This window comes from Crateriforma spongiae, assembly GCF_012290005.1.
Classification (GTDB): Bacteria; Planctomycetota; Planctomycetia; order Pirellulales; family Pirellulaceae; genus Crateriforma; species Crateriforma spongiae.
The window spans coordinates 237,988-261,906 of record NZ_JAAXMS010000005.1 but is presented as its reverse complement, the minus strand read 5'-3'; the positions used below and the strand labels follow the sequence as shown (position 1 = coordinate 261,906).

Sequence of the window (23,919 nt, the reverse complement as noted above, 5' to 3'; positions counted from 1 at the left end):
ATGAGTCGAATCAAGACGACCTCTTTGGGATCGATCACGCTGCTCCTGCTGTGTTTGCAAGGTGTTCCAGTCGAATCCAGACAGCCCAACTTTGTTGTGATCTTTACCGACGATCAGGGCTACGGTGACCTCAGCTGTTTCGGCGGCGACCACATCGACACGCCAAACATCGACCGAATGGCGGCCGAGGGGATGAAGCTGACCGGCTTCTACGTTGCCGCCCCCGTTTGCACACCGTCACGCGCGGCATTGATGACCGGGTGTTACCCCAAGCGAATCGACATGGCGACCGGATCGAATTTCGGTGTCTTGCTTGCGGGCGATCGAAAAGGATTGCATCCCCGCGAGATCACGATCGCCGAAGTATTGCAGACCGCCGGATACAGCACGGGGATCTTTGGCAAGTGGCACCTGGGTGACCAACCGGAATTCTTGCCCACCAAGCAAGGCTTTGACGAATACTTTGGAATCCCTTACAGCCACGACATCCATCCGTTCCACCCTCGACAAAGCCATTACAAGTTTCCACCGCTGCCGCTGCTGGAAAACGACACGGTGGTGGAAATGGAACCCGACGCCGACTTCCTGACAAAGCGTGTGACCGAAGCCGCGGTCTCGTTCATCGAACGACATCAAGATGCACCGTTCTTTCTGTACGTCCCTCACCCGATTCCCCACGCACCGCTGCACGCATCACCCCCGTTCATGAAAGGCGTCGCCCAGGAAACGCTCGACGCAATTAACGCAGAAGACGGCAACATCGACTATCGCACGCGAGACAAGATTTACCGTCAAGCGATCGCAGAGATCGATTGGTCCGTCGGACAGATCCTTAGCACGTTGAACGCCAACGGATTGGACGAAAACACGTTCGTCCTGTTCACCTCCGACAACGGACCGCCGAAAAACTCGTTGTTCGCCAGTGCGGGCCCGCTACGCGGCAACAAGGGAACCACGTTCGAAGGCGGAATGCGAGAGCCCACGGTGGTTCGGTGGCCTGGCAAGATCCCGGCAGGCCAGACCAACGACGAACTGATGACGACGATGGATTTGCTGCCCACCTTTGCGAAGCTTGCCGGAGCATCCGTTCCCAGCGATCGCGTGATCGATGGCAAAGACATTTGGCCCACGCTGATCGGCAAGTCTGCAACACCGCACGAGTGTTTCTTTTACCACCGCGGCAACACGCTTGCGGCGGTTCGGTGCGGCAATTGGAAACTGCACATCAATCGTGGCAAGCCCGCACAGTTGTACGATTTGTCAACCGACATCGGCGAAACGAAGAACGTGATCGAATCGCACCCCGACGTTGTCGCTCGTCTGCAACAGCATCTTGCCACCTTCGCCCGCGACATCGCCGAAAACAGTCGTCCCGCCGCGTTCGTCGACGACCCCAGACCGCTGTCGAAGTAGGCTTCAATCAACGAAGGCATCGAAAGGTCAAATCTTCGTCGCAAACACGATTCCACCCGAGATCGGTTGCCGTCAAGAACGACGCCGCCGATCGAAAGGTCCTTCTTTCAATTCGTCGATACCGGTAATGGTTTCGGTTGCGAGTTCCGCTTCAAAGTGGCGACTTCGCATTGCCAAAGTCTTCTCCGTTGGTTGAAATCATCGATTCCTGTTGAATTCTATCGATGAGCCCGTGAATGGATTGGAAGCAGATGATCAGACGGCAACCGCGTCGAAACTCAATTTCCTATGCCATTTTGTCGCTAGCGATCATGGCAATAGCGGTCTCCACCACTTCGGTGCAATCCATCGAGCCGACGATGTCTGACTTGGATGCATCGGTCGCAAACGAATGGGGAAAGCTTGTCTTGAAGGGAGTCGATACCGAATTTCCGAACAAGCTTTCGTTGGTCTATTCGAGCGAAGAACAGATCAAGACACCACGACAACATTTCCCCGCCTTCTACGGTTGCTTCGATTGGCACAGCAGCGTCCACGGACATTGGTTACTCGTTCGGCTTTTGAAGGATCATCCCTCGATCGAATCAGCACCACGAATACGGCAGGTTCTCGGTCGACACCTCTCTGCGGCCAACCTGAAGAAGGAAGCAGACTTCTTTACCAAGGACGAGCAGAAGACGTTCGAACGAATGTACGGTTGGGCGTGGTTCCTGCGTCTGGTCATGGAAGTCGACACTTGGGACGACCCCGATGCGGAACAATGGCGTGAAAACCTTCGTCCTTTGGAAATCGTCTTGGTCGATCGGATCAAAGATTACCTGCCGCTTCTGACCTATCCCATTCGAATCGGGCAACACACCGACACCGGGTTCGCCCTTGGACAGATCCTGGACTACGCCCGCCAGATGAACCACGCAGAACTGGAATCGCTGGTCGTAAATCGAACCAAGTCATTCTACGAAGACGATGTGGATTACCCCGTAAACTATGAACCTTCGGGGCACGATTTCTTTTCATCGTGTTGGAACGAGGCGGACTTGATGCGGCGTGTCTTGCCGCAGCGAAAGTTTGTTGCGTGGCTGGACCGATTCGTTCCGGAATTGTCCGAACAGCTTACTGACGGCACGATCACGCCAGTCGGCGTCAGCGACGTCACGGATCCAAAAATCGTTCACTTGGCCGGTCTGAATTTGAACCGCGCATGGTGCATGCAATCGGTCGCAGCGGCACTTCCCGCAGACCACCCACTTCGCGATCCAATTAGCAAAAGCGCCCAAATGCATCGGAGCGCCGGGTTGGCATACATCAACAGCGGACACTACGAGGGTGATCACTGGCTTGCAACCTTTGGGCTCTACGCGGTCAAGCGAGTCGGGGTCTCCAGTGTCGGCGATTGATCGTGCCGAATCATCCAGCGAAGGTGGCCGCGGTTTTCGCATCGGTCCCGGGCTACTGATCACCGCTGCATTCATCGGGCCGGGGACCGTGGTTACCGCCAGCAAGGCGGGAGCGGAGCGAGGCCTTGGATTGCTGTGGGCGATCGTCTTTGCGTGCTTCGGGACAATCGTTTTGCAGTCGCTTGCGGCCAGACTTGGAATCATTGGTCGAAAAGGACTGGGTGAGTCGATCCGCGATACGCTGGCCCAGTCACCACTTTTAAAGCCCGCGATTGCTCTGGTGATTTCCGCGATTGGAATTGGCAATACGGCCTACCAAACCGGCAACCTGACCGGTGCTGCAATCGGAGTCCACGCGTGCGTCGGCGGAAGTCCAGAGACATGGCTTGCGATCATCGTCATTTGCACCTGCGTGATTCTTCTGGTGGGGCGATATCGTGTTCTGCATGCCGTTCTGGTCGGCCTGGTCGCGATCCTGAGCGTTTCGTTCCTTTGTACCGCCGCGTTATCGCTTCCCTCGGTCAGTGGCAACGCCTGGGCAACGGCGATTCCCCGCCTGAGTTCCCAGGATTTAACGCTCACCCTTGCGCTCATTGGAACCACGATTGTTCCCTACAACCTATTTTTGCACGCCAGTAGTGCGGCAGAGACTTGGAAGAATCGGCCGATATCCGAATCTGTGATTCAGTCCGATTGGGACACCACGGGTTCGGTTTGCCTTGGCGGACTGATCACGGCATCGATTCTGGTCACCGCCAGTACGGCGTTTTTCGATACGCAGGCTCAATTGAAATCCGTCGACGACATCTCGCTTCAGCTGAAACCGACTCTGGGCGAAGCCAGTGCTATCGCGTTTGCAATCGGTCTGTTCGCCGCGGGCCTGACGAGTTCGATCACCGCTCCGATGGCCACCGCCTATGCGGTATGCGGTTGCCTAGGTTGGTCAGTCGATCCATCGTCGACCCGGTTCCGAAGCATTGCGATTGGCGTCGTTGCAATCGGAGGTTCCGTCGCGTTGGGGTTCGGCAAAAGCCCGTCAGCAACAATCGTCTTCGCACAGTTAACCAACGGTCTTTTGCTGCCAATCGTCGCCTTGTTTCTGCTAGTTGCCACATCTCCCAGACGAGACAGCCGAACGACGTCACTGGACAGACTGAGGGTGCATTCCGCGCGTCTGGTCGTCGTCGCGGTAGCTCTCCTTGGTTTGTGGAGAATCGCCGTTCTGTTTCATTGATTGCGGCTTGGAAACATTGACGCTCACGTTTTTGTGATTTCCGATGAGACAAGGAAACCGGCGAAGTCACCGGTGCAAACGACGTCTTCGGCTACTTTAGACACATGCGAGACGCGTTGCCCAAAACCTCGTTCATCGGCTTCACCGTGGGACCGGCGGCTAGCGCCTTGCCGCTCACAAAATTGTATTCGTGAGCGGCACGGCGCTAGCCGCCGGTTCGATGCGATTAGTACGATGTTGATATGCCAGACGAGTTCAATGAACCGATAACGCTCATCACATGGACCACGTATGGTTCATGGTTGCCGGGTGATTCTCGCGGTTGAATGAAGTGGAAGAAGGGCGGGCAACAGCCGCAGCACGTTCTGGAGGATTGGTGCAAAGGGCGCGTGAAAGGAGCTCAAGATCGGATGGATCGCGGCAAGTAGGGGCGACGAACCGGCGGCTAGCGCCTTGCCGCTCAAGACTTTGGGCCACGGGATTCGAATCGTGGTGGAGGCGCCAACAGGGGCGGCGCAAAAAGAGAGCCAAACGCAGTGGTTATCCGTGTTTGGCTTTGATCGTCTTGGGCCGTCAGACGCAAGAGTAGCGGCAGAGGGACTCGAACCCCCGACACGCGGATTATGATTCCGCTGCTCTAACCAGCTGAGCTATGCCGCCGTGGTGGCTGATTCGGCGGAGCTTTGAATCGCCGCCGGCCGAACGTGACGTGCAGCGCTGCCCGTCGCCAGGCTGGCCGCGTCAAGCCGGGGATTCTAGCGTCACACCGGCCTGGTCGCCAAGGCCACAATGCCACAAAACTGGCCGGCCAAATTCGCTACTGCAGGACCAGCACGCCGGGGTCGATTCGCAGGATCATCACGCTGCGGTGCCCGTCTTGCACGTGCGTCGGATGGATCGCTCGTGTCTCCGCGGCCCCCAGCAACACCCAACGACCGACCGGCACTCGAGTGGTCGTGTCCAACTGGAACGGTGACGGGGTTTGGGTCTGCAGTTTGGCGGCAATTTGCAATTCCCCGACATCGGTGGTGTTCAACAGCGTCAGCGACACATTCAGCGATCCGTAGCGTCCCGTGCCGCTGACCATTGCCCGCTGGCCAACCGACGTCGTCAACACGTTGGACGCGCCGATCACCAACCGTCCGAAGCCGGCCGAGGCCAAACCGTCGGCCGCTGGACCGTCATAGACCGCGCGGTTTGCGTCGTCGGATTCGATCAACCACAACACCTGCACACGCGCTTCCTTCATCGGGATTTGACCACCCCGATCCTGGACGCCCATTCCCGAAGGGTTCGTCCCTGCACGCCGGTCCGCGGCAACACTGGCGGGTGTGACGTTTGCCGGCTGAATGCTTGCCCGAGAGACGCTGGCCGGTGCTTGGCCGAAGCGGGGTGACGACGGGCCGGATGGCGGAGAGTCGGCGCGGGTGTCACTCGGTTGGGACTGACCGAGACGCGGAGGCTGTGCAACGACCACCGTCCAGCACAATGCCGTCAGTGCAATCCCTGTCAAAGCTGGAAACATCACACGCCGCATCGTGGTATCCCTATTTTGGTGGCTTGTCATGACTGATTGTCTTGATCGGCCGATTGTATTGATGGTTCGTTCGCGACCGTCGCAATATTTCATCGTGCCGCAACGGATGTTGTCCCCCAATGGATCCTGCGATGGCATCGCGGAATCGGAATCCTGGTGCACCACACCCACCGCGAAAACGATTGACAATCAATGACGTCCGTCCATCACCATGATAGTTGTTTTCGGACGCTCGCTTGGGCGTTGGACGCACCGTCAGCCCGGCGGGTTCCCCGACACGGCGAAGCTTTCTTCTACGCGGCCGACGATGCCGAGTCGACTGGAGTGAATCGCTGCCGCACCAACTGCAGCAATGCATAGAAGAACGCGGCGATCATCGGCCCCAAAAAGATGCCCCAAAGACCCAGAAACTGAACGGCACCGATGACCGAAACCAGTGCGACCAGTGGATGCAACGACGCCTCGGTACCGATCCATTTTGCTTTGATGATGTTGTCGACCGAGCCGACCACGATGAACCCGTAGATCAACAACCCCGCACAAGCCGCGTACTGACCGTCGAAGGCCAGGTAGATGGAGATCGCCGTCACCACCGAACCAGCACCCAAGAACGGAACGAACGAGAAGAACATCGTCAACGCGGCCATCAGAAAGACGTTTGGAACCCCGGCCACCGTATAGCCGATGCCCGCCAACACGGCTTGGGCCAGTCCCGCAACGACGCTGCCCATGACGACGCCGCGACAGACACGTCCGAAACGATCGATCAATTTGTCTTCGTCGCGACGGCCCAGCGGCGAAAGTCGATGCAATTCTGCCATGATCGAATCGCCATCAGCAAAGAAATAGTACAAAGCCATCATGGCCACGAAGATGCTGATCCCCAAATGAATCAAGTTGGCGATCAAACCAGCCGTCTTTTCGTACAGCCCCGATGCCATCCCCTGCATCCCCTTGCCCGCGAATTCGCGTAGCCGAACCTTTTCTTCGTCACCAATACGCCCATAGGCTTGCATGCCTTCACGGACGATCCAGAGTTGTTCCCATCGGTCCATTCGCCTGGCCCAATCCGAATCCTCGGGATCTTCGACGACCTCCATCAACGACTCGCTGATGTCGAACAGTTGGGTCCCGGCCACAGCCAACGCGGCGGCGATGGGCAGACAGATCAGGAAAAAGATGATCGACGCGGCTATCCCCGCGGCAACCCGGCGGTGTCCCCCGACCTTGTTTTGAATCCAGTCGTGAAAAGGATGGAATAAAACCGCAAGAATCGCGGCAGAGACCAATGCCATCAGGAACGGCTGCACGATGCGATAGAACATCACGCCGACCAGCAAGCACAACGCGATCAGCGCGTAACCGGAAAGGTTCAGCCGACCGGTGCCTTCGCCGGGTTTCGATTCTTGTCCCGTGTCGTCTTCGCCGGGCGACCGTGGGGAAGCTTGATTGCTCGATCCGATTTGCGCGGCGTTGCCGTCTGCGGACTTGTCGTTGGACTGATTCATCGACGCTTCGTCTTCGCTTTGCAAAGGTTTCGATGGTTATGCGACGTTTGATTTGGACGCGTCGAACCACCCTTGATCGGATCATCCGTTGAAGGTTTCCGCCGTATAAGCGGATCTGCCATTGGCTTTCATATCAGTCGACCGCTGTGGTCACCAGATGACGGCGAACGGCGGACCGTTCGTCGTGATTCGTGTCGATAGCAATCGCCACTTGTCAGCGGGTTGTTGTCAGCGGCTTGATGGGGAACCCCTTCGACGTTCGCCCCAATGATCGACGTGGCACCGCGTTGGACGATCATCCAACAACTGACGGGTTCTTTTGCGTCGGCCTGGAAGCATCGGCGGCAGGTTTTCGCAACGCGGCGGCTGTGGCACGCCAGTTGCGATTGTGTAAAGAGTGATGGCCGCGATGATCTTGGTCATCGAAGCAACCAAACTTGGAATGAAGAGAAATGGCAGACAAAAGCGCGTTTGAAAACACGAAAGAGGCGATCACAGACAACAAGCATTCAGTCGGCGAGGCCGCACCAGGAACCCCCTTCGCACTGGTCGCACTGAGCTACTTGGTGATCCTTGCTGGTGTCGTCGGAATCGCCGCCCTGGTTTACTGGACGTTTTGATTTCAAATCTCAACAGATCCAACCATCTTCGCCTCCCCGTGCAACATGATTCGTTTGCGCGGGATTTTTTTATGCCTGTTCAGTCCCGAAACTGCATAAGAAGCCGAAACTGCGTAAGAAAAGAAACGGCGCATGAAATACAGCTTGTCATAGCCAGATGACAACGACAAGCCGATTGAGATGTTCGCAATCAGGTGCAAGTGCCTACTTCATGTCCACGGTTGCATTGATGGATTCATCGGTTTCCGGTGTATCGCCTTGTAGATAGGCCTTGCCTGCTTTGATCAGATAGCGAACGCCCGACAAACCCGAGTTGTCCCAATATTCACCAATTTCCGGATCGACACGCAGCAGCGTCAACGAAGGATCCGACGGACCACCCGGGAACCAGACTTTCCAGGCTTCTTTCCACAAATCTTCGATTTTGGATCGATCATCGACGACATGGCATTGCCCGCTGACGGTGGCAAAGCGGCGGTCCGATTGGAAAGTAACGGCAACGTCACTGTCCAGCATCAGATCGGCGATCTTTCCTGAACTGCGATCGGTTACAAACCACAGATGACCGTCCTCGGTGGCTTCGGCAACCGCCATGGGACGCCCGTGTAGTTTGGTGTCATCGGTCTTGGTGACCAACATGGCATTGTCGAACGCTTGGATGATATTGACCAATTTTTCTTCAGTATTCATTCTCAAAATTCCTCTTTCTATCACGTTGATCCGCGACGGATGCGTGGGTGGCGGTTCAGTAGAGCGCGTGCCCTGTCGATCAGCCGGTGGCCCTGCTGGGCGAACGAACCGCGATCAACAAAACCACGACGGCACCTAGGATCGACCCGATCCATCCGGATGCCTGCAGCGGAGACCCGCCAAACAACAGCCAGCCGCCGAAACCACCGACGAACGATCCGACGATGCCCAAAAGCATGGTTCGCAGCATTCCGATGTCTTGACGACCGGGAACGACCAACCGTGCGATGGCACCGATGATCAAACCAAAAAGGATCCAACCCAAAATGGGCACCAACATGGCTAGAAAGCTCCTGTCCGAAGGTTGTGTTTGATTCGCCAACCCACATGTCTTGGGAAATTTCCAAAACACGCGGGTTCGCCTGACACTGGCATAGCAATCGCAATCACCGTGCCGAAAGCTTGGCCGCCGGCAAAGATTTATGACCGGAACTTGTTGGACGTGAAGATTCACCGCCGGCAAATTCGTGTCGACAAACGGTCGCTACACTAACGTCGCGTTCGCATCGCAGTTTTCGCTTTGCCCCTTTTTGAACACCTCAATCGCAAACATGATCTGGATCGTCGCCTACCTAAGCAGTGTCCTCGGCGCTTTGTTGACGCTGGTCGCGATGACGATCATCCGCAACGACACCCGCCACAACGTCGGGCGTTTGGGCTGGATGGGGCTGATTCTTTTGACGCCACCCATTGGTCTGCTGTTGTTCTTGTGGCTGGGGGGTCGAAAGATCTCCGCCGAGCATGCGTCCCGACGCTTGGTCGATTTGCCCAAGGATGATGAAGAGGTTCCTGATCACGGCGACGGATTCGAATCGCTGCTACAGTCGCGCGGGCTGCGTCCCCCGACGATCGGGAACGAGTTCGAGATCTTGACGGAAGTCCACAAAGTCTACGACGCCTATCTGGACATGATCGATCAGGCACAGGAAGCGATCTACGTCATGACTTTTATCATGGACGAACGTGAATCGTCTGAGGAAATCGTGGAACGATTGTGCCGCAAAGCCCGGGACGGGGTGCAAGTCCGATTGTTGTGTGACGGTTTCGGATCGTTCCAGATGTCCGACGACCAGCTGGAAGCAATTCGGGAAGCCGGCGGGAAAGCGCGACGTTTTAAACCGCTATCGAAGCTCAGCCGTTTGGCTTACTTGAACTATCGAAATCACCGCAAGTTGATGGTGGTCGATGGAAAGATGGCCATCCTGGGCGGCGCGAATTTGGTGCAGGAAGAAATCGCGGAGGATCCACCGAAAGATGCTTGGGTCGACCTGAGCGTACGTATCGAGGGCCCGGCAGCGGCACAGTTGCAGGCGGTTTTTTGCAGCGATTGGAACTTTGTGACCGACGAAACGCTGCCGCCCAGCAAAATCGAAACTCCCGCCGAAGGTGCCGACTGTGAATCATCCCGCTTGACCGTCGTTCCGATCGGCCCCGATGGGCCGGAAGAAATCCTGGAAGACTTTTGGCAGTACTCCATTCACCAAGCGGAACATCGGGTGTGGATTTGCACACCGTACTTGGTCCCGTCCCCCAGCGCGATGCGTTCGCTAGAACTGGCGTGTCGTCGTGGATTGGATGTCCGGTTGCTGGTCCCAAGCCGCAGCGATCTGTGGCCGGTCGATTACGCCCGATACGACTATATGAAAGACCTGATTGAGGTCGGTGCGAAACTGTATCGCTATACCGATGGCATGGTGCACGCCAAAGTCGGGTTGGTCGACGACGAGGTGGCCTTGGTTGGTTCGGCCAACTTCGACATTCGCTCGTTCTTTTTAAATTACGAACTGTCCGTCGCCGTTCACGATCGGGAAACGATCGAGAAACTGAAAGCGTGGTACGAAAACCTTCTGGAGAAGAGCGAATGCGGCGTCATCGACGATTCGCTGTTCCGTCGGATGATGTCCGTGCTGGTGCGGTTGTTCGCTTCCGAACTGTAATCACCAAAGTCGTCCCGAAGGCCTGCTGCGGAAGGTTCGTTCATTCGGGCCGTGGACCCAGTGGATCGTAAACGAATCGGTCGGCGCATAAAAAACGGCCAGTCCGAAGGACCGACCGCTGTGGTATCCGAGGTTTCGGCAGAATGCCGAAGCGAATCAAACGTCCGCTTGCTGGGCCTGAACCATCCAAAGGTGTTTTTCAAGCGGCGCGGAGATGGAGATCAGCATGTCTTCGCTGATCGGATCCAAGTCGCCCACCGTTTCGATGCCGGTGCGAAGGCCTTCGATCGCCGTCTTCAGTGCATCGGCGACGTTGTCGACTGTTTGCTTCACGGAGACAAACCCGGCATCGTACTGTGCCAAATCGCTGTCGGAAGCGACGGTGCCGGCACGTCCGTCCGGTGCAACGCCCAGGGTGCTGAGTCGTTCGGCCACTTCGTCGCTACCGTCACGCACGGTTTCGATGATTTCGTCAAGTTGCAAGTGGACGCTGCGGAAGTTGGGGCCGACCACGTTCCAGTGAGCTTGCTTCAGCAACAGTGCCAAGTCGACCAAGTTTGTCAGGTTCGACTGCAGGACTTCAGCAGTCTTTTCGTTATCGCTGTCGGCCAAGATGTTGCGTTTAAAAACGGTTGTCGTCGTGGACATTCGATTTCCTTTGTTTGAAACAAAAATGGAGAGAGAGTGGGACTAATAAGTCAGGACAAATTCGGTCGCCGTTTTCCGCGTCATCCCTGTTGAAGATATGACTTTCGGAAGCCGCTAGCCGCCAGCGGCGCGGCGACTTTCAGACCGCCATCAACGACCCAACTGGCACCGGTAACAAACCCGGCGTCGTCGGATGCCAGGAACCGTACCGCGGCGGCAATCTCTTTGGGTGCGCCGGCACGTCGGACGGGGATCGCGGGTCGATCGACGTCGTCGAAATCGTCCGCATCCATGCCGTTGATCGGAGTCGCGACTTCACCCGGAGCGATCGCATTGACCGTGATGTTTCGTGGCGACAGGTCCAACGCCAAACATTTCACCAAGCCGCCAAGTGCGTGCTTGGTCATCGTGTAAAGCGTGTCTTGTGGATTGGCAATCGTTTCATGAACGCTGGTGACCACGATCACGCGACCTGGTGTCGGACGTGCCTGCGAAAGATCCCCATCGGGCACCATGTGCTGCACGCCACGCTGGATCAGCATGGCGGCGCCGATCGCGTTGACATCGAAGATCTTTCGTGCCGTTTCCAGGTCCAAGTCTGGTACTGTCTGTCGAACCATCATGCCGGCATTGCTGACCAGCACATCCAGACCGCCCAACTGATCGACCGCCTGGTCGACCACCGGACCGGCGGTTTCGGGCGATGACAGATCAAGTTGGTGGATAAAGCACCGGCCGCCCGCCTCTTCCACCGCGTCCGCCGTTTCTTGGGCTTTGTCGCAACTGGATCGATACGTGATCGCAACATCGTGACCGTACTCGGCCAATTCGATCGCGATCGCCCGTCCAATGCCGGTGCTTCCGCCGGTCACGATGGCTGTTCGACGATTCATTCAGTGAATTTCCGTATGAGTTGCTTATCAGTCCAATGAATCGCAGCGGTCTTCGGTCACGGTGTGGCCATCAACGCAGGGATTCACCTGAAAGATCCCCGGATGCAGATATCGCGCCAAAGTGTTTTCGGCCTTCATCGGCATGGCCCTTGCATCGCTAACAACAATGAAACGTTCCAACAAAGGAAAACACTCAAGTCTCGATCAACACGGTGAGAGCCATGAAATCTAAGTCAGCACCATTGAATCGCGTGCGATGCCCGAACTGTCAGCAGTCCGTCGATGACCGCGCAGTCGCCTGTCCCAATTGCGGTAACAAGATCTACGTCGAACATCCCGGTGACATCACGCCGACCAAACATCCACCGCTGCGATATCCCAGTGAGTCTGACAAGACGTCCGACCGCCATCCGCGTCGCTAATCGCCTGTATCGCCGATTGCAATCCACTTCGTGGGGCAACGTATCCGGTTCAATCTTGTCCGTCGTGGACTTCGCAGAACCCGATCGCCGACCACTTTGTTACTTTCTTCCCATCCAAGGATGTTCTTCATGTCCAGCATCACACCCCGCCAACATTCGGCTGTCGACAAAAATTGCCTGATCGCAGAGTTTCGCCGCGACGAAGCGTTTCGCAACGGCCTGTTGGCGTTGCAGAAAGCCCGCTTCAATGAACAACAAATCTCGACCGTCGTTCGATCCGACGAGTTCGATACAGCTAACACTCCGGAAACGGGACAGAGAACTGCCAACAAGGTCGACAGTGAAAAGCTGACCTCCGCGACCACGATGACCGGCGGCTTGGTCGGGGGCGCAATCGGCGCTGCAAGTCTGGTCGGCCCATTTTTGGTCGCCGGGCCGATCGCCGGGATGGCCGTTGGTGCAGTCGGCGGTGGCTTGATCGCCGCACTGACCAACACCGGAGTTCAAACCGAGAACGCGAAAACGTATCAACAACGCGTGGAGGAAGGGTCGCGATTGATCATCATGGAAGACGAACCATTGAAGCTGCGTGAAGCGGAACGCATTTTAAAAACCGTCGACCCTGTGACGCTGGAAGTCTTCCTTCGCGAGGAAGATGCAGCGTAGCATCGTTGCGTCCGCGGTGGCCGATGCCGTGCAGCATGCGAGGGGCGGCAACCTGCGACTGCGACGCAAAGCAACTTGCTTTGCGTCGCCAGATGCCGAAGCAGATCAGGCGTCTGTCGCGGAACTGATATTGGCCGCTTTGGCTTGGTTGTCCGATGGAGGGTTGTCGCTGTTCCATTTGGCCAAGCGATCGAACCGGTCCTGAAGATTCTTAGTCAGCCCCGACAGCTCGCCACCACGATGCATCGCCGACTCGCGACAGCCATCTTTAGCGCGTGATTCAATTTCCGCTTGGATGCTGCCGTCTTTGCGAGCGTAGCCGTTCTGAATCAACGACTTCAACAAGGCTTCGGACCGATCGGCCATGTGGGATTGATCGCCTTGCAGGCACTGGCAACAAAGTTCTGCCAGCTCATCGAACAATTCATCAATCTGCGGGTTGGATTCACTGGGTTTGGGATCTGCCATGGTGGACTCCGTTGTATCAAGTTGCGGTGGAATTGAACGGCCGCCGATGAATGGCCGCCGATGACTTAATCAAGACGCAATCGACATGCCGTGACGCTGTTTATCCGCAGGATTGTTCGTCAATCGCGGAGACACGGGCGACTCCGCTAACCTGACGCGTTTTGTCCAGCGCAGTCCTTTTCTCTGGTTCTTTCCCCTGGCGGTTCTCGACACGTCCACACCACAAGACGGCGCGGCGGTTGCAGCCGACCAAGGGCATGCTTGAATTTCAACAGTTTTCGATCCCCATCAATGTGGTCATCTTTTCCGTTGCAGCATGCGTCGTTTGGTTGGCGGGCACGAAACTAAGCCGCTACGTTGACTTGTTTGCCGAACGCACGGGTGTCGGCCAAGCCTTCGCCGGCGCAATGCTGTTGGGCGGCGCGACCAGCTTGCCGGAACTTGCAACAACCGTCACTGCCAGTTGGTCGGGCGCCGCCACGCTTGCAGGATCCAACTTGTTGGGCGGTATCGTCATGCAGATCGCTGTCTTGGCGTTCATTGATGCCTTTGTGTTGCGTGGCAAACCGCTGACGCTGTTTTCACCGCGATCCTCTCTGCTGCTGGTCGGCATCATGTTGATCGCGATGATCGCACTTGCCTGTGCCGCGATCGCCAGCGGAGACCGGTACGTGTGGCAGGGCATTGGGATTTGGCCGCCCGTGCTGTTTGTCGCCTATGTGGCGTCGATGGCCGTGATCTATCGCTATGAAGGCAGCCCCCGCTGGGAACCACGCGGCGAAGTGGCCCAGCCGCCTGAGTCGGCCAAAGACCTGAAGGACAGCTTTCACGACGCATTCAAGAACGTCAGCACAAAATCAATCATAGGATTGTTTTGCTTAAGCGGCCTGGCGGTATTGGTCGGTGGGTATTTCGTCGCGCGAAGCGGCGAAGCGTTGGCGAACCAGACGGGAATCAGCCAAGGTTTCATCGGCGCCACTTTGGTTGCCGTGGCCACCAGTCTGCCTGAATTAAGCACGACCTATTCCGCAGTCCGCTTCGGTGCCTACAGCATGGCGGCGGCCAACATTCTGGGCACCAATAGTTTGGAAGTCGCGTTATTTTTGCCGGCCGAGTTGGCGTATCGCGACGGAGGCATCATGAATGCGGTCGCACCATCGTCGGCCTTCCTGGCCGCGTTGGGCATTTTGGTCACTTGTCTGTACCTGTGGGGCGTCCTGGAGCGGCGAGACAAAACATTCCTGGGCATGGGAATCGATTCCTTCGCCGTCCTGGTCGTCTATGCCATCGGCATGACCATCTATTCCACGCTGTAATCCCCGCGAATGCCGCATCTCATGTCACTGCGTTGATCGTGCAAGCGACGCGAACGAAGTCATCACTTTATTGCCGTCCCCATACCGACCATCGCTCCGGAGCGATTCTTTGTGGCACAGCGATTGCGACCCTCACGATTCGAACAACAGCAATTTTAACAAACCGCACTTATGTTCAGGCGATAACCGAAAACGGGCCGACCGCTGGCCGGAAGACGGCCGACAGCGCTAATCCATTTTCGGAATGTCAAGCGGTGAAAGAAGTTCATCGAGGAGCGACCAAACAATGCAAGAACAACATCAACAGGATCGCCCGGCGGTGATCGTCACGGGCAGCTCCGGGCTGTTAGGCGGTCCCGTCTGTCGACGTTTGGCTGAAGAGGGTTACGAAGTGTTCGGGTTTGACCGCGTCGGTCTTCCCGAGCCCCCGAAACACTTGCGGCACGTTCATGACATCGAATGCGACGTGACCAGCTACGCCAATGTTCAGGGCGCGCTTCGCAAGGTACACGAACGAACCGGTGGCCGTTTGGCAAGCGTGGTTCACATGGCGGCGTACTACGATTTCAGCGGCGCCGATAGCGATCTTTATCGTGAAGTGACCATCAATGGTACTGATCGGCTATTGAACGGGTTGAGCGATTTCCGCTTGGAACAGTTCATCTTCACTAGCACCATGCTGGTTCATCAGCCCTGTGCCGTGGGTGAACGCATCGGCGAAGATAGCCCGCTGCAAGCGAAGTGGGCTTATCCCGAAAGCAAGATTGCCACCGAACGGTTGATTCGCGAAGGGCATCCCGGTGTGTCTTCGGTGTTTCTACGGATCGCGGGCGTCTACACCGACTACGGTCGACAGCCGACGCTGGTCCAACAGATCAAACGGATCGCCGAGAAAGACTTTCAAGGACACTTTTATCCAGGCGACGGAGAGAATGGACAATCCGCGGTGCACGTCGACGACGCGGTCGAAGCGATTGTCCGAACCGTCAATCGCCGCGACCGCATTGAGCCCAAAACAGCGATTCTGATCGGTGAACCCGATCCGCCCAGTTACGGCGAACTGCAAGACCGTATCGGCCAGCAGTTGCACGGCGAAGATTGGGCAACGGTCCAGATTCCCAAGGCGGTCGCCAAAGTCGGCGCCGCGGTCAATGACACCGTCAGCGGTGGTGAATCGTTCATCAAGCCCTACATGGTCGAGATGGCTGATGACCACTACGCCTTGGACATCTCTCGGGCGGAAGAACTGTTGGGCTGGAAACCCAAGCATGACTTGCGCGAAACCTTGACCGGGATCGTTCAAATGGCCCAACAGAATCCGGAACACTTCCGCAAACAGAATGGGTTGGACTGACGATGGACATTGCGATCGACCGAACGCCCGCCCGATTGGATGCCGTCGTCCCGCCGTATCCCCACAATCCATCGTCGTGGATTCAAAGGTTGCCGATCTGTTTGCTGGCTTTTGTGGCCGCTGGGATCTCGACCCACTTGGCGATGTTTCAGTGGGGCTTGATCGATTCCACCTGGGATCCGGTCTTCGGCGACGGCAGCAACCGAGTCTTGAAATCAGACGCGGCCAAATGGATGTACCGCATGCTGGGCATTCACGATGCGGCGCTGGGTGTCATCGCGTATCTGGGTGACGCAATTCTGGGGCTTGCGGGTTCCACACGACGTTGGCAATATCGCCCGTGGTTAGTGATCCTGTTCGGGATCGATGTCATTCCACTGGGCATCGTCAGCGTCATCTTGGTGCTGTGCCAAGCGTTCATCGTTGGTCAATGGTGCTTTCTGTGTTTGGTGACCGCGGCGATTTCGTTGATCTTGGTTTACTGGGCCTGGGACGAGGTGCGTTCGTCGGTCGTCTACCTGTCTTTGGTTTGGAAAGACGATCGCAGTTGGCAACAATTGTGGCGGGCGTTTTGGGGTTATCACGACGAAGCGTTTGACCGCGCCGCCGCAAAGATTCTGGCACAGGAGAATTGAGCCATGTGGGGACGCGTTGTCGAAATCATGACCGCCGTTTGGCTGGCCATCAGCCCTTGGATTTTCGGCGTCAGCGACCAGCCCCAGTTGGTCTGGTCGGACATGCTGATCGCGCTGGCGATCGCCACCTGTTCGGGACTGTCCTATTGGCGTCCCACGCGAGGGGCGCACTTGGTGATCTTATTGATCTCCGTTGGGTTGATCGCTTGGGGCCGACTGTCGGGCACACCGCCGATTGCCGCGCACCAGAACCACATCGTCATCGGATTGTTTTTGTTGATGATCGCGTTGATCCCCAATGAAGCATCCCGCCCGCCGGAACCTTGGCGATTCGAAACCACCGCCAAGGTTTGATGTGCAAATCAGGACTTAGCGAGAGACCTTTCGCACCGAACCGATCGTGTAGGCTGGAAATCGCATTTGCGCCTGCTGCTGGGCGACCAAACTGTCGCGACCGTACACGGTGATCCACCGCGGCGGGTAAGGGTTGCCCGGTTTGGGGTAAAGCGTGACTTCCCACAGGCTGGTTACACCGGCACGAATGGCGTTCATGTTCAAGTTTGCGATTGCGATTTGCTGGTCGAACTGTTGACGCTGGTATGCGGATGCGGCCGACGATTGCAAACGAAACGTTTCATCGTCTTTGGCTTCGTAGTCATCTTTTTCGTGCGCGGCCAACCATTGTTGCCAACCGCCTTGCAACAAGTCGTAGCTGGCGTCATCAAACAAAAAGAACGGAACGACGTATTCGTTTTCGTCCGCCAGTTCCATCAGAACACCTTCGATGGTCACCTTCTTCGGTTCACCGCCCAGGGTTCGCACCCAGGCGAACATTTCTTGTTCGGTGACATCGTCTTTCTGCTGGATTTGGGCAACCACTTTGCGGGTGATCACCTGGTACACCGGCGGCAAGTTTTTGTAAGCGCGATCATTGATATACAACTTCCCCCGACGGCGTTGAATCGACACTTCGACGCGGGCATAGTCAACGACCAGGCCCTTCACTTTCGCGCCGCTGGTTAGCGTCCAAACCTGTTGTTTATCCAGGTTTGCTTGCGATGCCTCCAACGCGTCTTCGTCTTTCAAGTATTCGCGATCGGCATCGGACAGGTCTTCCAACTTGTACATGCCCAGTTCGCCGTCGGCACGCTGCAGCACGACATGTTCGTCGTTGAACGCGAATAGATCCGCGTCGATGGTGTAAACGCCGGTCTTGTCGGTCCAAGTTCTGGCATGGGCCGGCGTAGCAAGACAGGCAGCGGCGGCCAACAGAATCACAGGTGACAATGCGCGAAGAATGCGGTCAGAAAATCCGAGGGCGATCATGGTCGAATCAGCAGTTGCGAGGGAAAAGAAGACATTCGGTTTTCGGATCGGAAAAGGGTCGATGGCTACAGTTTAGCCCGCCGGGGATCACCCCGTCGTCGCCGGAACGTTCGTCGCCGATGGGCCGAACGGATCTCCATCGTCGTCGTCGCTGGATCGTCCGGCCATCAACCGAGCGACGGGGCGGGTCATTTCGAATCGTTCCAGCAAGATTTTCATTGCCGCGGTCATCGGCGTGGCCAAAAACATGCCCACGATCCCCCACATCATGCCCCAAAACATCAGGGCCAACAGGATCGTCACCGGATGTAGGTCAGACGAATCGCCCATCACCTTGGGCTCGACAACATTACCGCTGATCAATTGAATGGTCCCGGTCGCCACGATCACGGCGACCATCCACCAAACGTTGCCGCTGGGATCCAAAATGATCAACGGCACTGGCAAGACACTGGCAACGATCGGACCGATGTTGGGAATGAAGTTCAACAAGAAAGCCAAGACCCCAAACGACAATGCCATGGGAACCCCGAACAAGTGCAACGTCAGGCCAAACAGAAACCCGGTGCCGATCGAAATCAAAGTCTTCAGCGACAAGTATCCGCGGACTTGCTGATCGACTTCCTCCATGGTGCGATTCTTCTTGAACGTTGGTGAGCCCAACAGGATAAAGAAGACATAGATCAGCACGACGACGCTGGTGGACACCAGGCTAATCAAGGCCTGGGAAATCATGGCGATACCGTCACGAACGAAAGCGTCCACGATACGTGTCGCCTGTTTGGTTCGTTCGTCGTCGTAGTCGATCGGCGGCAGATCAGCGGAGGTTTCAGCCGCCAAAGCTTCGCGCCAACTGGGGACATGCGATGAAGACACCGAAGGATCCGCAACCGACGGCATCGTGACCAACGAACGCGTTGCAATCTCTTCGCCGCGATCGGTCGCCGATTCGTTGGAAACCAAACCGTTGGTATCGGAAGGACCAGAATTGTCATGATTCGAATCAACGGCGTCTTGTTTGGCCGGATCCGCCAATTCTTGAGCTGATGTCGTGAGATCGAAATCCGATGACGCGGCCCCCTTGCGGTCCTGGGTTGGTTCGGCCGCTGGGCTCGATGTCGACCGTCCGGCAGGGTTGCCCGAGCCGAGAGGATTTGCTTCGTTGTCAGTCAGTGGGTCGCCAGCCGGGGGCGGCGGATCGGCGGGCGAGGGAAGTCGATCGTTGGCGGGCGGTGGCGGTGGCGGTTTCAAAAGGGAAACGTCACTGGAGAACAAGTCAAACGGCAGCACCGATTCGGCTTTCATCACCAACTGTCGAACTCGCTGACGATAGTCCGATGAATTGGCGGACAAGTCGACCATCGAAACCCAAATGGTCACGCCGAAAAGCGTCATCACAGCCAAGCCCAGCAGAAACGCGATACCAGCGGCCACCAATCGCGAGACGCCGAATCGCTTTTCCAAGAAGTCCAAAATCGGCGCCACACCACTGACGATAAAGAACGCGACCACCAGTGGCACCAGGACGGGGCGGAGCCAGAAAACCAAATAGATGCCCGCGACGCTGGCCAGAATCATCAGGCAGATGGTTTGAATCCGAGTCTCGGAGATCTCGTATTCGGGCAGTGAATCAGAGGGAATCATTCGAGCGTTCAATGGGATGGCGGAACGGATCGAGGTTGGCGAAGCAAGGCGTTTGCTGAACCAGACGCCTGCAAAGCAATGCGTCCGCGAAACAAAACGTTTACGAAACAGTTTGGCGATTGCTGCAAGCGCCAGGCGTATCAGCGGGTCGTCCAACGAAGGTCCACGCCCGCTGTGCGTGTGTCAGTTTCAACCCTGGAACGGAGTTGCGGAACCGGCGATCAAACGGTCTTTCTGCTTGGTCAAAGCGTCCCGACGTTTCGGGTGGATCGATCGCAAAGTCGGATCAGTCCCCCCAGTGGAAGCGACTGGGGCCACGTTTCGGACCCAAACAGGCCGTGAAAACGGACCTTCGGGACGCAAAATTCGGCTTCACAACCGGTCACAGCGTCGGATTTTGTTTGACGGACCAGGGGTTTGGCGGAGATAATCGGTTTTTGCGGTGCGACGGGAACATCGCCCGCAATACCTTTTCTGACACTCGTCTGGTCCCCCCAATCGCTTCATCGCATTCACTGATCGGTCCGACACGCGGACGTGGTCGTCATCCGGCGACCGTTGGCGGAACGCCCGCATCGACCCAGCGGATGAAGGGATGGCAAGACGAACGAACGTACGGACACCACGCCAAAGATCTGCTTTACCAGCAATCGGAAAAACGCACATGAATGATCGAGTGATCGCGAAAGCCGAATCGATGCGGAAACTTCGACGCCGCCAGATGATTTCGATGTTCGTGTTTTTGTTGACGGCACTGATTGCATCGCTGGCCGCGACCGCGTTCGGTCAGGCGACGTATCGACAACTGCCGATCCAGGACGCTTTGAAGTCCGAGGCGGCCGTCAAGCAAATGAAAACGGCTTTGAAAGCCTTTTCCAACAGCAGCGAAGGCCAATCGTCGCCTCATGCCCGTGCCGCGATGGCGTACGTCAGTAACTACGTGCCCCGCCGGATCACCCAAGCCGACGCGACACCGGAAATCACGGAACTGATCGACGACGTGGTTTCCGCGATCGACGCGGCCCAACGTCGTGGCAATACACAGGTCGCGAACCTGATGATTTCCAAATTTGCCCCGATGATGTCGGGTGTGGCCGGCGGCAATTTCCAGCCCGCCGCTCGGATCGCCGCAACCATGGCGATCGGTCGCTTGAATTCGGATCCCGGCGATTTCCGCGAAATTCCGCCGACGCCGTACATGAACGGGTTCGGCGTATTGAAGAAACTGTTCGAAACGGAAACCAATCCGGACGGCGTTCGCGCCGCCGCACTGCACGGGCTATTGCGTTACACTCGGCTGACTTTCCATCGGTTGCCCGACAACGTGAAAAACCAACTGGCGCCGCCGCTGCAAACGCTGTTGCAGGCACCGGTTCCCGCCGGACGCAGCCCGGAAGCCCACGCGTTCATGCAACGCTATGCGGTCGACATTTTGGAATTGCTGCGTCCGGACGACGAGAACTTGGCGACCGCATTGGTCACCATCAGCCAAGATCGAAATCGCCCCGACTTGATCGCGTTGCATTCGGCCGCCACGTTCGGCCGCCACGCCGGCGCGGCCAAGGCCAAAGTCGCCGCGCCGCTGAAGACGCTGGACATCTGGACGGCGATCGCATTCGAAGCCTTTGGCGAAGAAGTCAAGCGGCTGGAACAGTTCAACCAGCCTCGCGAAATCGCGATGCAGCAGCCTGAGAAACCCGACGACCTGCTGGTACCCGCCGAGGAACGCGTCATGGACGCGTCGATGGAAGATGGCTACGGCGACATGGAGATGGACGACGGCAGTTATGAAATGGGTGCCGAAGGCAGCGACGAAGGCTATGGCGACATGGGGATGGACGAAGGATACGGCAGCTACGGGATGGCTCCGGTCGTCCAAGAATACGAACCACAGCCAGCCGAAGTGGTGGCGACGCGTCGACGATTGAACGATGTGTTGCAACAAATCCATCTGGGCGTGACCGGATCGGCCAAGCCCGGCATGCCGTCCAAGCCGGGTGGCTTGCTGGCCGTCGCCGATGACGCGTCCAAAGGCAAAATCACCACTTGGGTGACCGAGATGGAGACTTTGCTGACGGACTTGAATGACAAGTCGTTGGAAGAAACCAGGGACTTCTTGGAGAAGCTGACCGAATTGACCGAGCAGCTGGAAAAGATGGCCGGTGACGCCGCGAAGAAACCTGTCGCGGCACCGGATCAAGACGGCATGGTGGCCAATCCGGCCGCCGTCGATCAATTGGCCGGACGCTAACCCAAGCCTATCCGCCGGGCGCAGTGTCATTCATCACTGCGCTGTGAAACATTGCTTTCCTATCGGCCATCGGATCGGCCGTGGATGTCAGGACGCCTTTGCCCCGTCCATGTCTTTCAGGCTTTTGCCCAAACGCTTGCGTCCGGCTGCCGTCGTGCCGCCGGTGTTGCGTTTACGTTTCGGCTTGGTGGTCGAAGTGTCGGAACCCAAAAGTGCCACCATGTTGGGGTGGAAATCATCGGATTGCTCGGGCGTACCGATGGCTTCGATGGCGTCGTTGACACCGTGCAGGACGGAGTTTCGAACGCCGTCGCGAATCCAATCGAAAAAGTTCATGTGAAACTGCTCTATCTGTGTCCGAAAACGGTATGTGCTAAACGCGGGCGCGCTTCCGCCGACGCGAGCCCTTCAATCCGCTTGTAATGACTGCGGATCGATCAGGTCCAGATCGATATCAAACAGTTCAATCGGCCCGGAAAGATCGACTAAAACTTGGTCCTGTCGCTGTCCCGGACGGCAAAACACGGCCCCGAATTTGCCCCGGTGATGCCTCGGTCGCACCGTCGGCAAGGTCGCCACGTTTTCATCCTGCATTTGTTCGCCAGCCGCCTCCGCGTTTGCGCTACTTTGCGCCGCGGACATTCCGTCGTGTGTGCCGGAACTGGGCAACGGATCAATGCTGCTGGTCGTTGACGACGCCCACTGATGGTTCAACGCGATCGATCGACGGGCCCCTTCGACGAACAACGCGGTGCCGATGGCGTCCGCGTTGATTGCCGTGTCGCAGATGACGGTCAAGGACGACAGATCGCTGCCCGGATATCCGGTTCGCGGGTCGATGACATGCCCGTAGCGAACGCCGCGATGGTGAAAAAACTGTTGGCCGCTTCCGCTGGTCCCCAGTGCGGCATCCAGCAATCGGATCCCGCCGATTCGTCGGTTGGGTTTGGTCGGGTGGGCGATGCCCAGTTGCCAGCCCACCGCATCGGTGTCGCCATTGCCGGCCGCAAAGACGCTGCTTTGACCGCCGTGCAAAAGAAAATCATTGATACCGTTTTCGCGCAAGCGACCCGCCACACGGTCAATCGCGTCGCCTTTGCCGATGCCGCCCAAGTTGATCTGCATCCCCGGCTTTTGAAGTGTGACCGTCCGTCGGTCGGGGTCCAAGTCGATCGCGTCGTATCCCACGCACTTGAGTGCTGCGTCGATCTCCGCCGACGTCGGTTTCTTTCCGCTCCGCTGCATGAACCCCCACGCTTTGACCAGCGGGCCGGCCGTCACGTCAAACGCACCGGACGTTTGACGACTGATTTCGATCGCACGGCTTAGGACGTCAAACGTGTCCGCCGATACCTTCACCGCCTGCCCCACACCGGCCCGATTGATTTGGCTGATTTCGCTGTCCGCGCGATAGACCGACAGGCGACTTTCGATCTCGTCCAGCGATTCCAGTGCGGCGACGGCCACCTCCACTTTCGCCGCGTGCCAGGGCGGCAGCACGACGACGAAGGAACATGCCATCGCGCGGTGCGAAACATGCGTCAAAAAGGGCTCGTCGGTTCCGTTCATGTCGCCAGTTTAGGTACGAATCTAGGATCCCACAAAACGGGGCCGACTTGGGTTGCGTTCCAAGACGGTTTCCAGCACAATTCGAGCTTTCCGGCCTGGCGGGTTCTCTCGCCAAACGCTGCGGATGCTTCTGCGGCCGATCATCGGGATCAGGTTTGACCGCCTGGAACTGACCGGAATATCACCAGGAGCGGTGGCTGAGTGGTCGAAAGCGCCGGTTTGCTAAATCGGTGAACCCGGAAACGGGTTCCGCAGGTTCGAATCCTGTCCGCTCCGCTTACGTCGGTCGAATCGCCGGCGATCAAGAATCCAGCCCACACATCCAGATTTG

General features: G+C 57.2%; 23 protein-coding genes and 2 tRNA genes. 13 read left to right on the top strand and 12 right to left on the bottom strand.

Translation table 11 applies throughout. The annotated features are described in order from the left end of the window. The 3 genes from HFP54_RS15140 (at window position 1) to HFP54_RS15130 (ending at window position 4,044) form a co-directional block, all read left to right on the top strand. On the top strand, window positions 1-1,413 hold the full coding sequence (locus HFP54_RS15140) for a sulfatase family protein (RefSeq protein ID WP_168565767.1): 1,413 nt from the start codon (window positions 1-3) through the stop codon (window positions 1,411-1,413). A gap of 359 nt (window positions 1,414-1,772) precedes the next feature. Next, the gene (locus HFP54_RS15135) at window positions 1,773-2,810 is read left to right on the top strand and encodes a DUF2891 domain-containing protein (RefSeq protein ID WP_235951841.1); all 1,038 of its coding nucleotides are present in this window, start codon (window positions 1,773-1,775) and stop codon (window positions 2,808-2,810) included. Beyond that, a complete protein-coding gene (locus HFP54_RS15130; RefSeq protein WP_315853903.1) occupies window positions 2,797-4,044 on the top strand; it encodes an Nramp family divalent metal transporter in 1,248 nt (415 codons plus the stop codon). The genes HFP54_RS15135 and HFP54_RS15130 overlap by 14 nt, the downstream gene beginning before the upstream one ends. A 586-nt stretch (window positions 4,045-4,630) precedes the next feature. Here HFP54_RS15130 and HFP54_RS15125 read toward each other — a convergent pair. From HFP54_RS15125 to HFP54_RS15110, 3 genes are all read right to left on the bottom strand, one after another. Beyond that, window positions 4,631-4,704 (bottom strand) — tRNA-Met (locus HFP54_RS15125). Between the two features lie 157 nt (window positions 4,705-4,861). Further along, window positions 4,862-5,293, bottom strand: a complete 432-nt coding sequence (locus tag HFP54_RS15120; protein WP_168565765.1) for a hypothetical protein — start codon at window positions 5,291-5,293, stop codon at window positions 4,862-4,864. 581 nt (window positions 5,294-5,874) lie between these two features. After that, window positions 5,875-7,089 (bottom strand): AI-2E family transporter, encoded by a 1,215-nt coding sequence (locus HFP54_RS15110; RefSeq protein WP_168565763.1) that lies wholly within the window; start codon window positions 7,087-7,089, stop codon window positions 5,875-5,877. A gap of 452 nt (window positions 7,090-7,541) precedes the next feature. Here HFP54_RS15110 and HFP54_RS15105 point away from each other — a divergent pair, with 452 nt between their 5' ends. Further along, on the top strand, window positions 7,542-7,709 hold the full coding sequence (locus HFP54_RS15105; protein WP_168565762.1) for a hypothetical protein: 168 nt from the start codon (window positions 7,542-7,544) through the stop codon (window positions 7,707-7,709). Window positions 7,710-7,913: 204 nt separating this feature from the next. Here the strand turns inward: HFP54_RS15105 and HFP54_RS15100 are convergent, their stop codons facing one another. After that, on the bottom strand, window positions 7,914-8,399 hold the full coding sequence (locus HFP54_RS15100) for a pyridoxamine 5'-phosphate oxidase family protein (RefSeq protein ID WP_168565761.1): 486 nt from the start codon (window positions 8,397-8,399) through the stop codon (window positions 7,914-7,916). A 79-nt stretch (window positions 8,400-8,478) separates the two neighbouring features. Beyond that, on the bottom strand, window positions 8,479-8,739 hold the full coding sequence (locus HFP54_RS15095) for a GlsB/YeaQ/YmgE family stress response membrane protein (RefSeq protein WP_168565760.1): 261 nt from the start codon (window positions 8,737-8,739) through the stop codon (window positions 8,479-8,481). Window positions 8,740-9,010: 271 nt separating this feature from the next. Here HFP54_RS15095 and HFP54_RS15090 point away from each other — a divergent pair, with 271 nt between their 5' ends. After that, window positions 9,011-10,396: a phospholipase D-like domain-containing protein gene (locus tag HFP54_RS15090; RefSeq protein ID WP_146413205.1), complete on the top strand. Its 1,386-nt coding sequence runs from the start codon at window positions 9,011-9,013 to the stop codon at window positions 10,394-10,396. Between the two features lie 156 nt (window positions 10,397-10,552). Here HFP54_RS15090 and HFP54_RS15085 read toward each other — a convergent pair whose 3' ends face one another. Both HFP54_RS15085 and HFP54_RS15080 read right to left on the bottom strand, forming a co-directional pair. Further along, complete coding sequence (locus tag HFP54_RS15085; protein ID WP_146413204.1) at window positions 10,553-11,044, bottom strand: Dps family protein; 492 nt, start codon at window positions 11,042-11,044, stop codon at window positions 10,553-10,555. An 80-nt stretch (window positions 11,045-11,124) separates the two neighbouring features. Further along, complete coding sequence (locus HFP54_RS15080; RefSeq protein ID WP_168565759.1) at window positions 11,125-11,937, bottom strand: SDR family oxidoreductase; 813 nt, start codon at window positions 11,935-11,937, stop codon at window positions 11,125-11,127. Window positions 11,938-12,158: 221 nt separating this feature from the next. Here HFP54_RS15080 and HFP54_RS15075 point away from each other — a divergent pair, with 221 nt between their 5' ends. Then, complete coding sequence (locus HFP54_RS15075) at window positions 12,159-12,359, top strand: zinc ribbon domain-containing protein (RefSeq protein WP_146413202.1); 201 nt, start codon at window positions 12,159-12,161, stop codon at window positions 12,357-12,359. A 129-nt stretch (window positions 12,360-12,488) separates the two neighbouring features. Beyond that, window positions 12,489-13,025, top strand: a complete 537-nt coding sequence (locus HFP54_RS15070; RefSeq protein WP_168565758.1) for a DUF1269 domain-containing protein — start codon at window positions 12,489-12,491, stop codon at window positions 13,023-13,025. 105 nt (window positions 13,026-13,130) lie between these two features. Here HFP54_RS15070 and HFP54_RS15065 read toward each other — a convergent pair whose 3' ends face one another. Then, entirely contained in the window at window positions 13,131-13,493 is a 363-nt protein-coding gene (locus HFP54_RS15065) for a hypothetical protein (RefSeq protein ID WP_168565757.1), read from the bottom strand. 257 nt (window positions 13,494-13,750) lie between these two features. Between HFP54_RS15065 and HFP54_RS15060 the strand changes: the two genes are divergently transcribed. From HFP54_RS15060 to HFP54_RS15045, 4 genes are all read left to right on the top strand, one after another. After that, window positions 13,751-14,809 carry a sodium:calcium antiporter gene (locus HFP54_RS15060; protein WP_168565756.1) on the top strand — a complete coding sequence of 353 codons (1,059 nt, stop codon included), beginning with the start codon at window positions 13,751-13,753 and terminating at the stop codon, window positions 14,807-14,809. A 286-nt stretch (window positions 14,810-15,095) separates the two neighbouring features. After that, window positions 15,096-16,163 carry an NAD-dependent epimerase/dehydratase family protein gene (locus HFP54_RS15055; RefSeq protein ID WP_168565755.1) on the top strand — a complete coding sequence of 356 codons (1,068 nt, stop codon included), beginning with the start codon at window positions 15,096-15,098 and terminating at the stop codon, window positions 16,161-16,163. Between the two features lie 2 nt (window positions 16,164-16,165). Further along, window positions 16,166-16,798 (top strand): vitamin K epoxide reductase family protein, encoded by a 633-nt coding sequence (locus HFP54_RS15050; protein WP_168565754.1) that lies wholly within the window; start codon window positions 16,166-16,168, stop codon window positions 16,796-16,798. Window positions 16,799-16,801: 3 nt separating this feature from the next. After that, on the top strand, window positions 16,802-17,152 hold the full coding sequence (locus HFP54_RS15045; protein WP_168565753.1) for an SPW repeat protein: 351 nt from the start codon (window positions 16,802-16,804) through the stop codon (window positions 17,150-17,152). Window positions 17,153-17,167: 15 nt separating this feature from the next. Here the strand turns inward: HFP54_RS15045 and HFP54_RS15040 are convergent, their stop codons facing one another. Next, the gene (locus HFP54_RS15040) at window positions 17,168-18,076 is read right to left on the bottom strand and encodes an SHD1 domain-containing protein (RefSeq protein WP_315853914.1); all 909 of its coding nucleotides are present in this window, start codon (window positions 18,074-18,076) and stop codon (window positions 17,168-17,170) included. 135 nt (window positions 18,077-18,211) lie between these two features. Further along, the gene (locus HFP54_RS25660; RefSeq protein ID WP_235951839.1) at window positions 18,212-19,768 is read right to left on the bottom strand and encodes an AI-2E family transporter; all 1,557 of its coding nucleotides are present in this window, start codon (window positions 19,766-19,768) and stop codon (window positions 18,212-18,214) included. Window positions 19,769-20,432: 664 nt separating this feature from the next. Between HFP54_RS25660 and HFP54_RS15025 the strand changes: the two genes are divergently transcribed. After that, window positions 20,433-22,019: a hypothetical protein gene (locus HFP54_RS15025; protein ID WP_168565751.1), complete on the top strand. Its 1,587-nt coding sequence runs from the start codon at window positions 20,433-20,435 to the stop codon at window positions 22,017-22,019. Window positions 22,020-22,106: 87 nt separating this feature from the next. Here the strand turns inward: HFP54_RS15025 and HFP54_RS15020 are convergent, their stop codons facing one another. Beyond that, a complete protein-coding gene (locus HFP54_RS15020) occupies window positions 22,107-22,355 on the bottom strand; it encodes a hypothetical protein (RefSeq protein WP_146413193.1) in 249 nt (82 codons plus the stop codon). A gap of 72 nt (window positions 22,356-22,427) precedes the next feature. After that, window positions 22,428-23,588: an FAD:protein FMN transferase gene (locus HFP54_RS15015; protein WP_168565750.1), complete on the bottom strand. Its 1,161-nt coding sequence runs from the start codon at window positions 23,586-23,588 to the stop codon at window positions 22,428-22,430. Window positions 23,589-23,775: 187 nt separating this feature from the next. On the opposite strand from HFP54_RS15015, the gene HFP54_RS15010 reads away from it, so the two are divergent. Further along, window positions 23,776-23,864 (top strand) — tRNA-Ser (locus tag HFP54_RS15010). Window positions 23,865-23,919 lie beyond the last annotated feature (55 nt).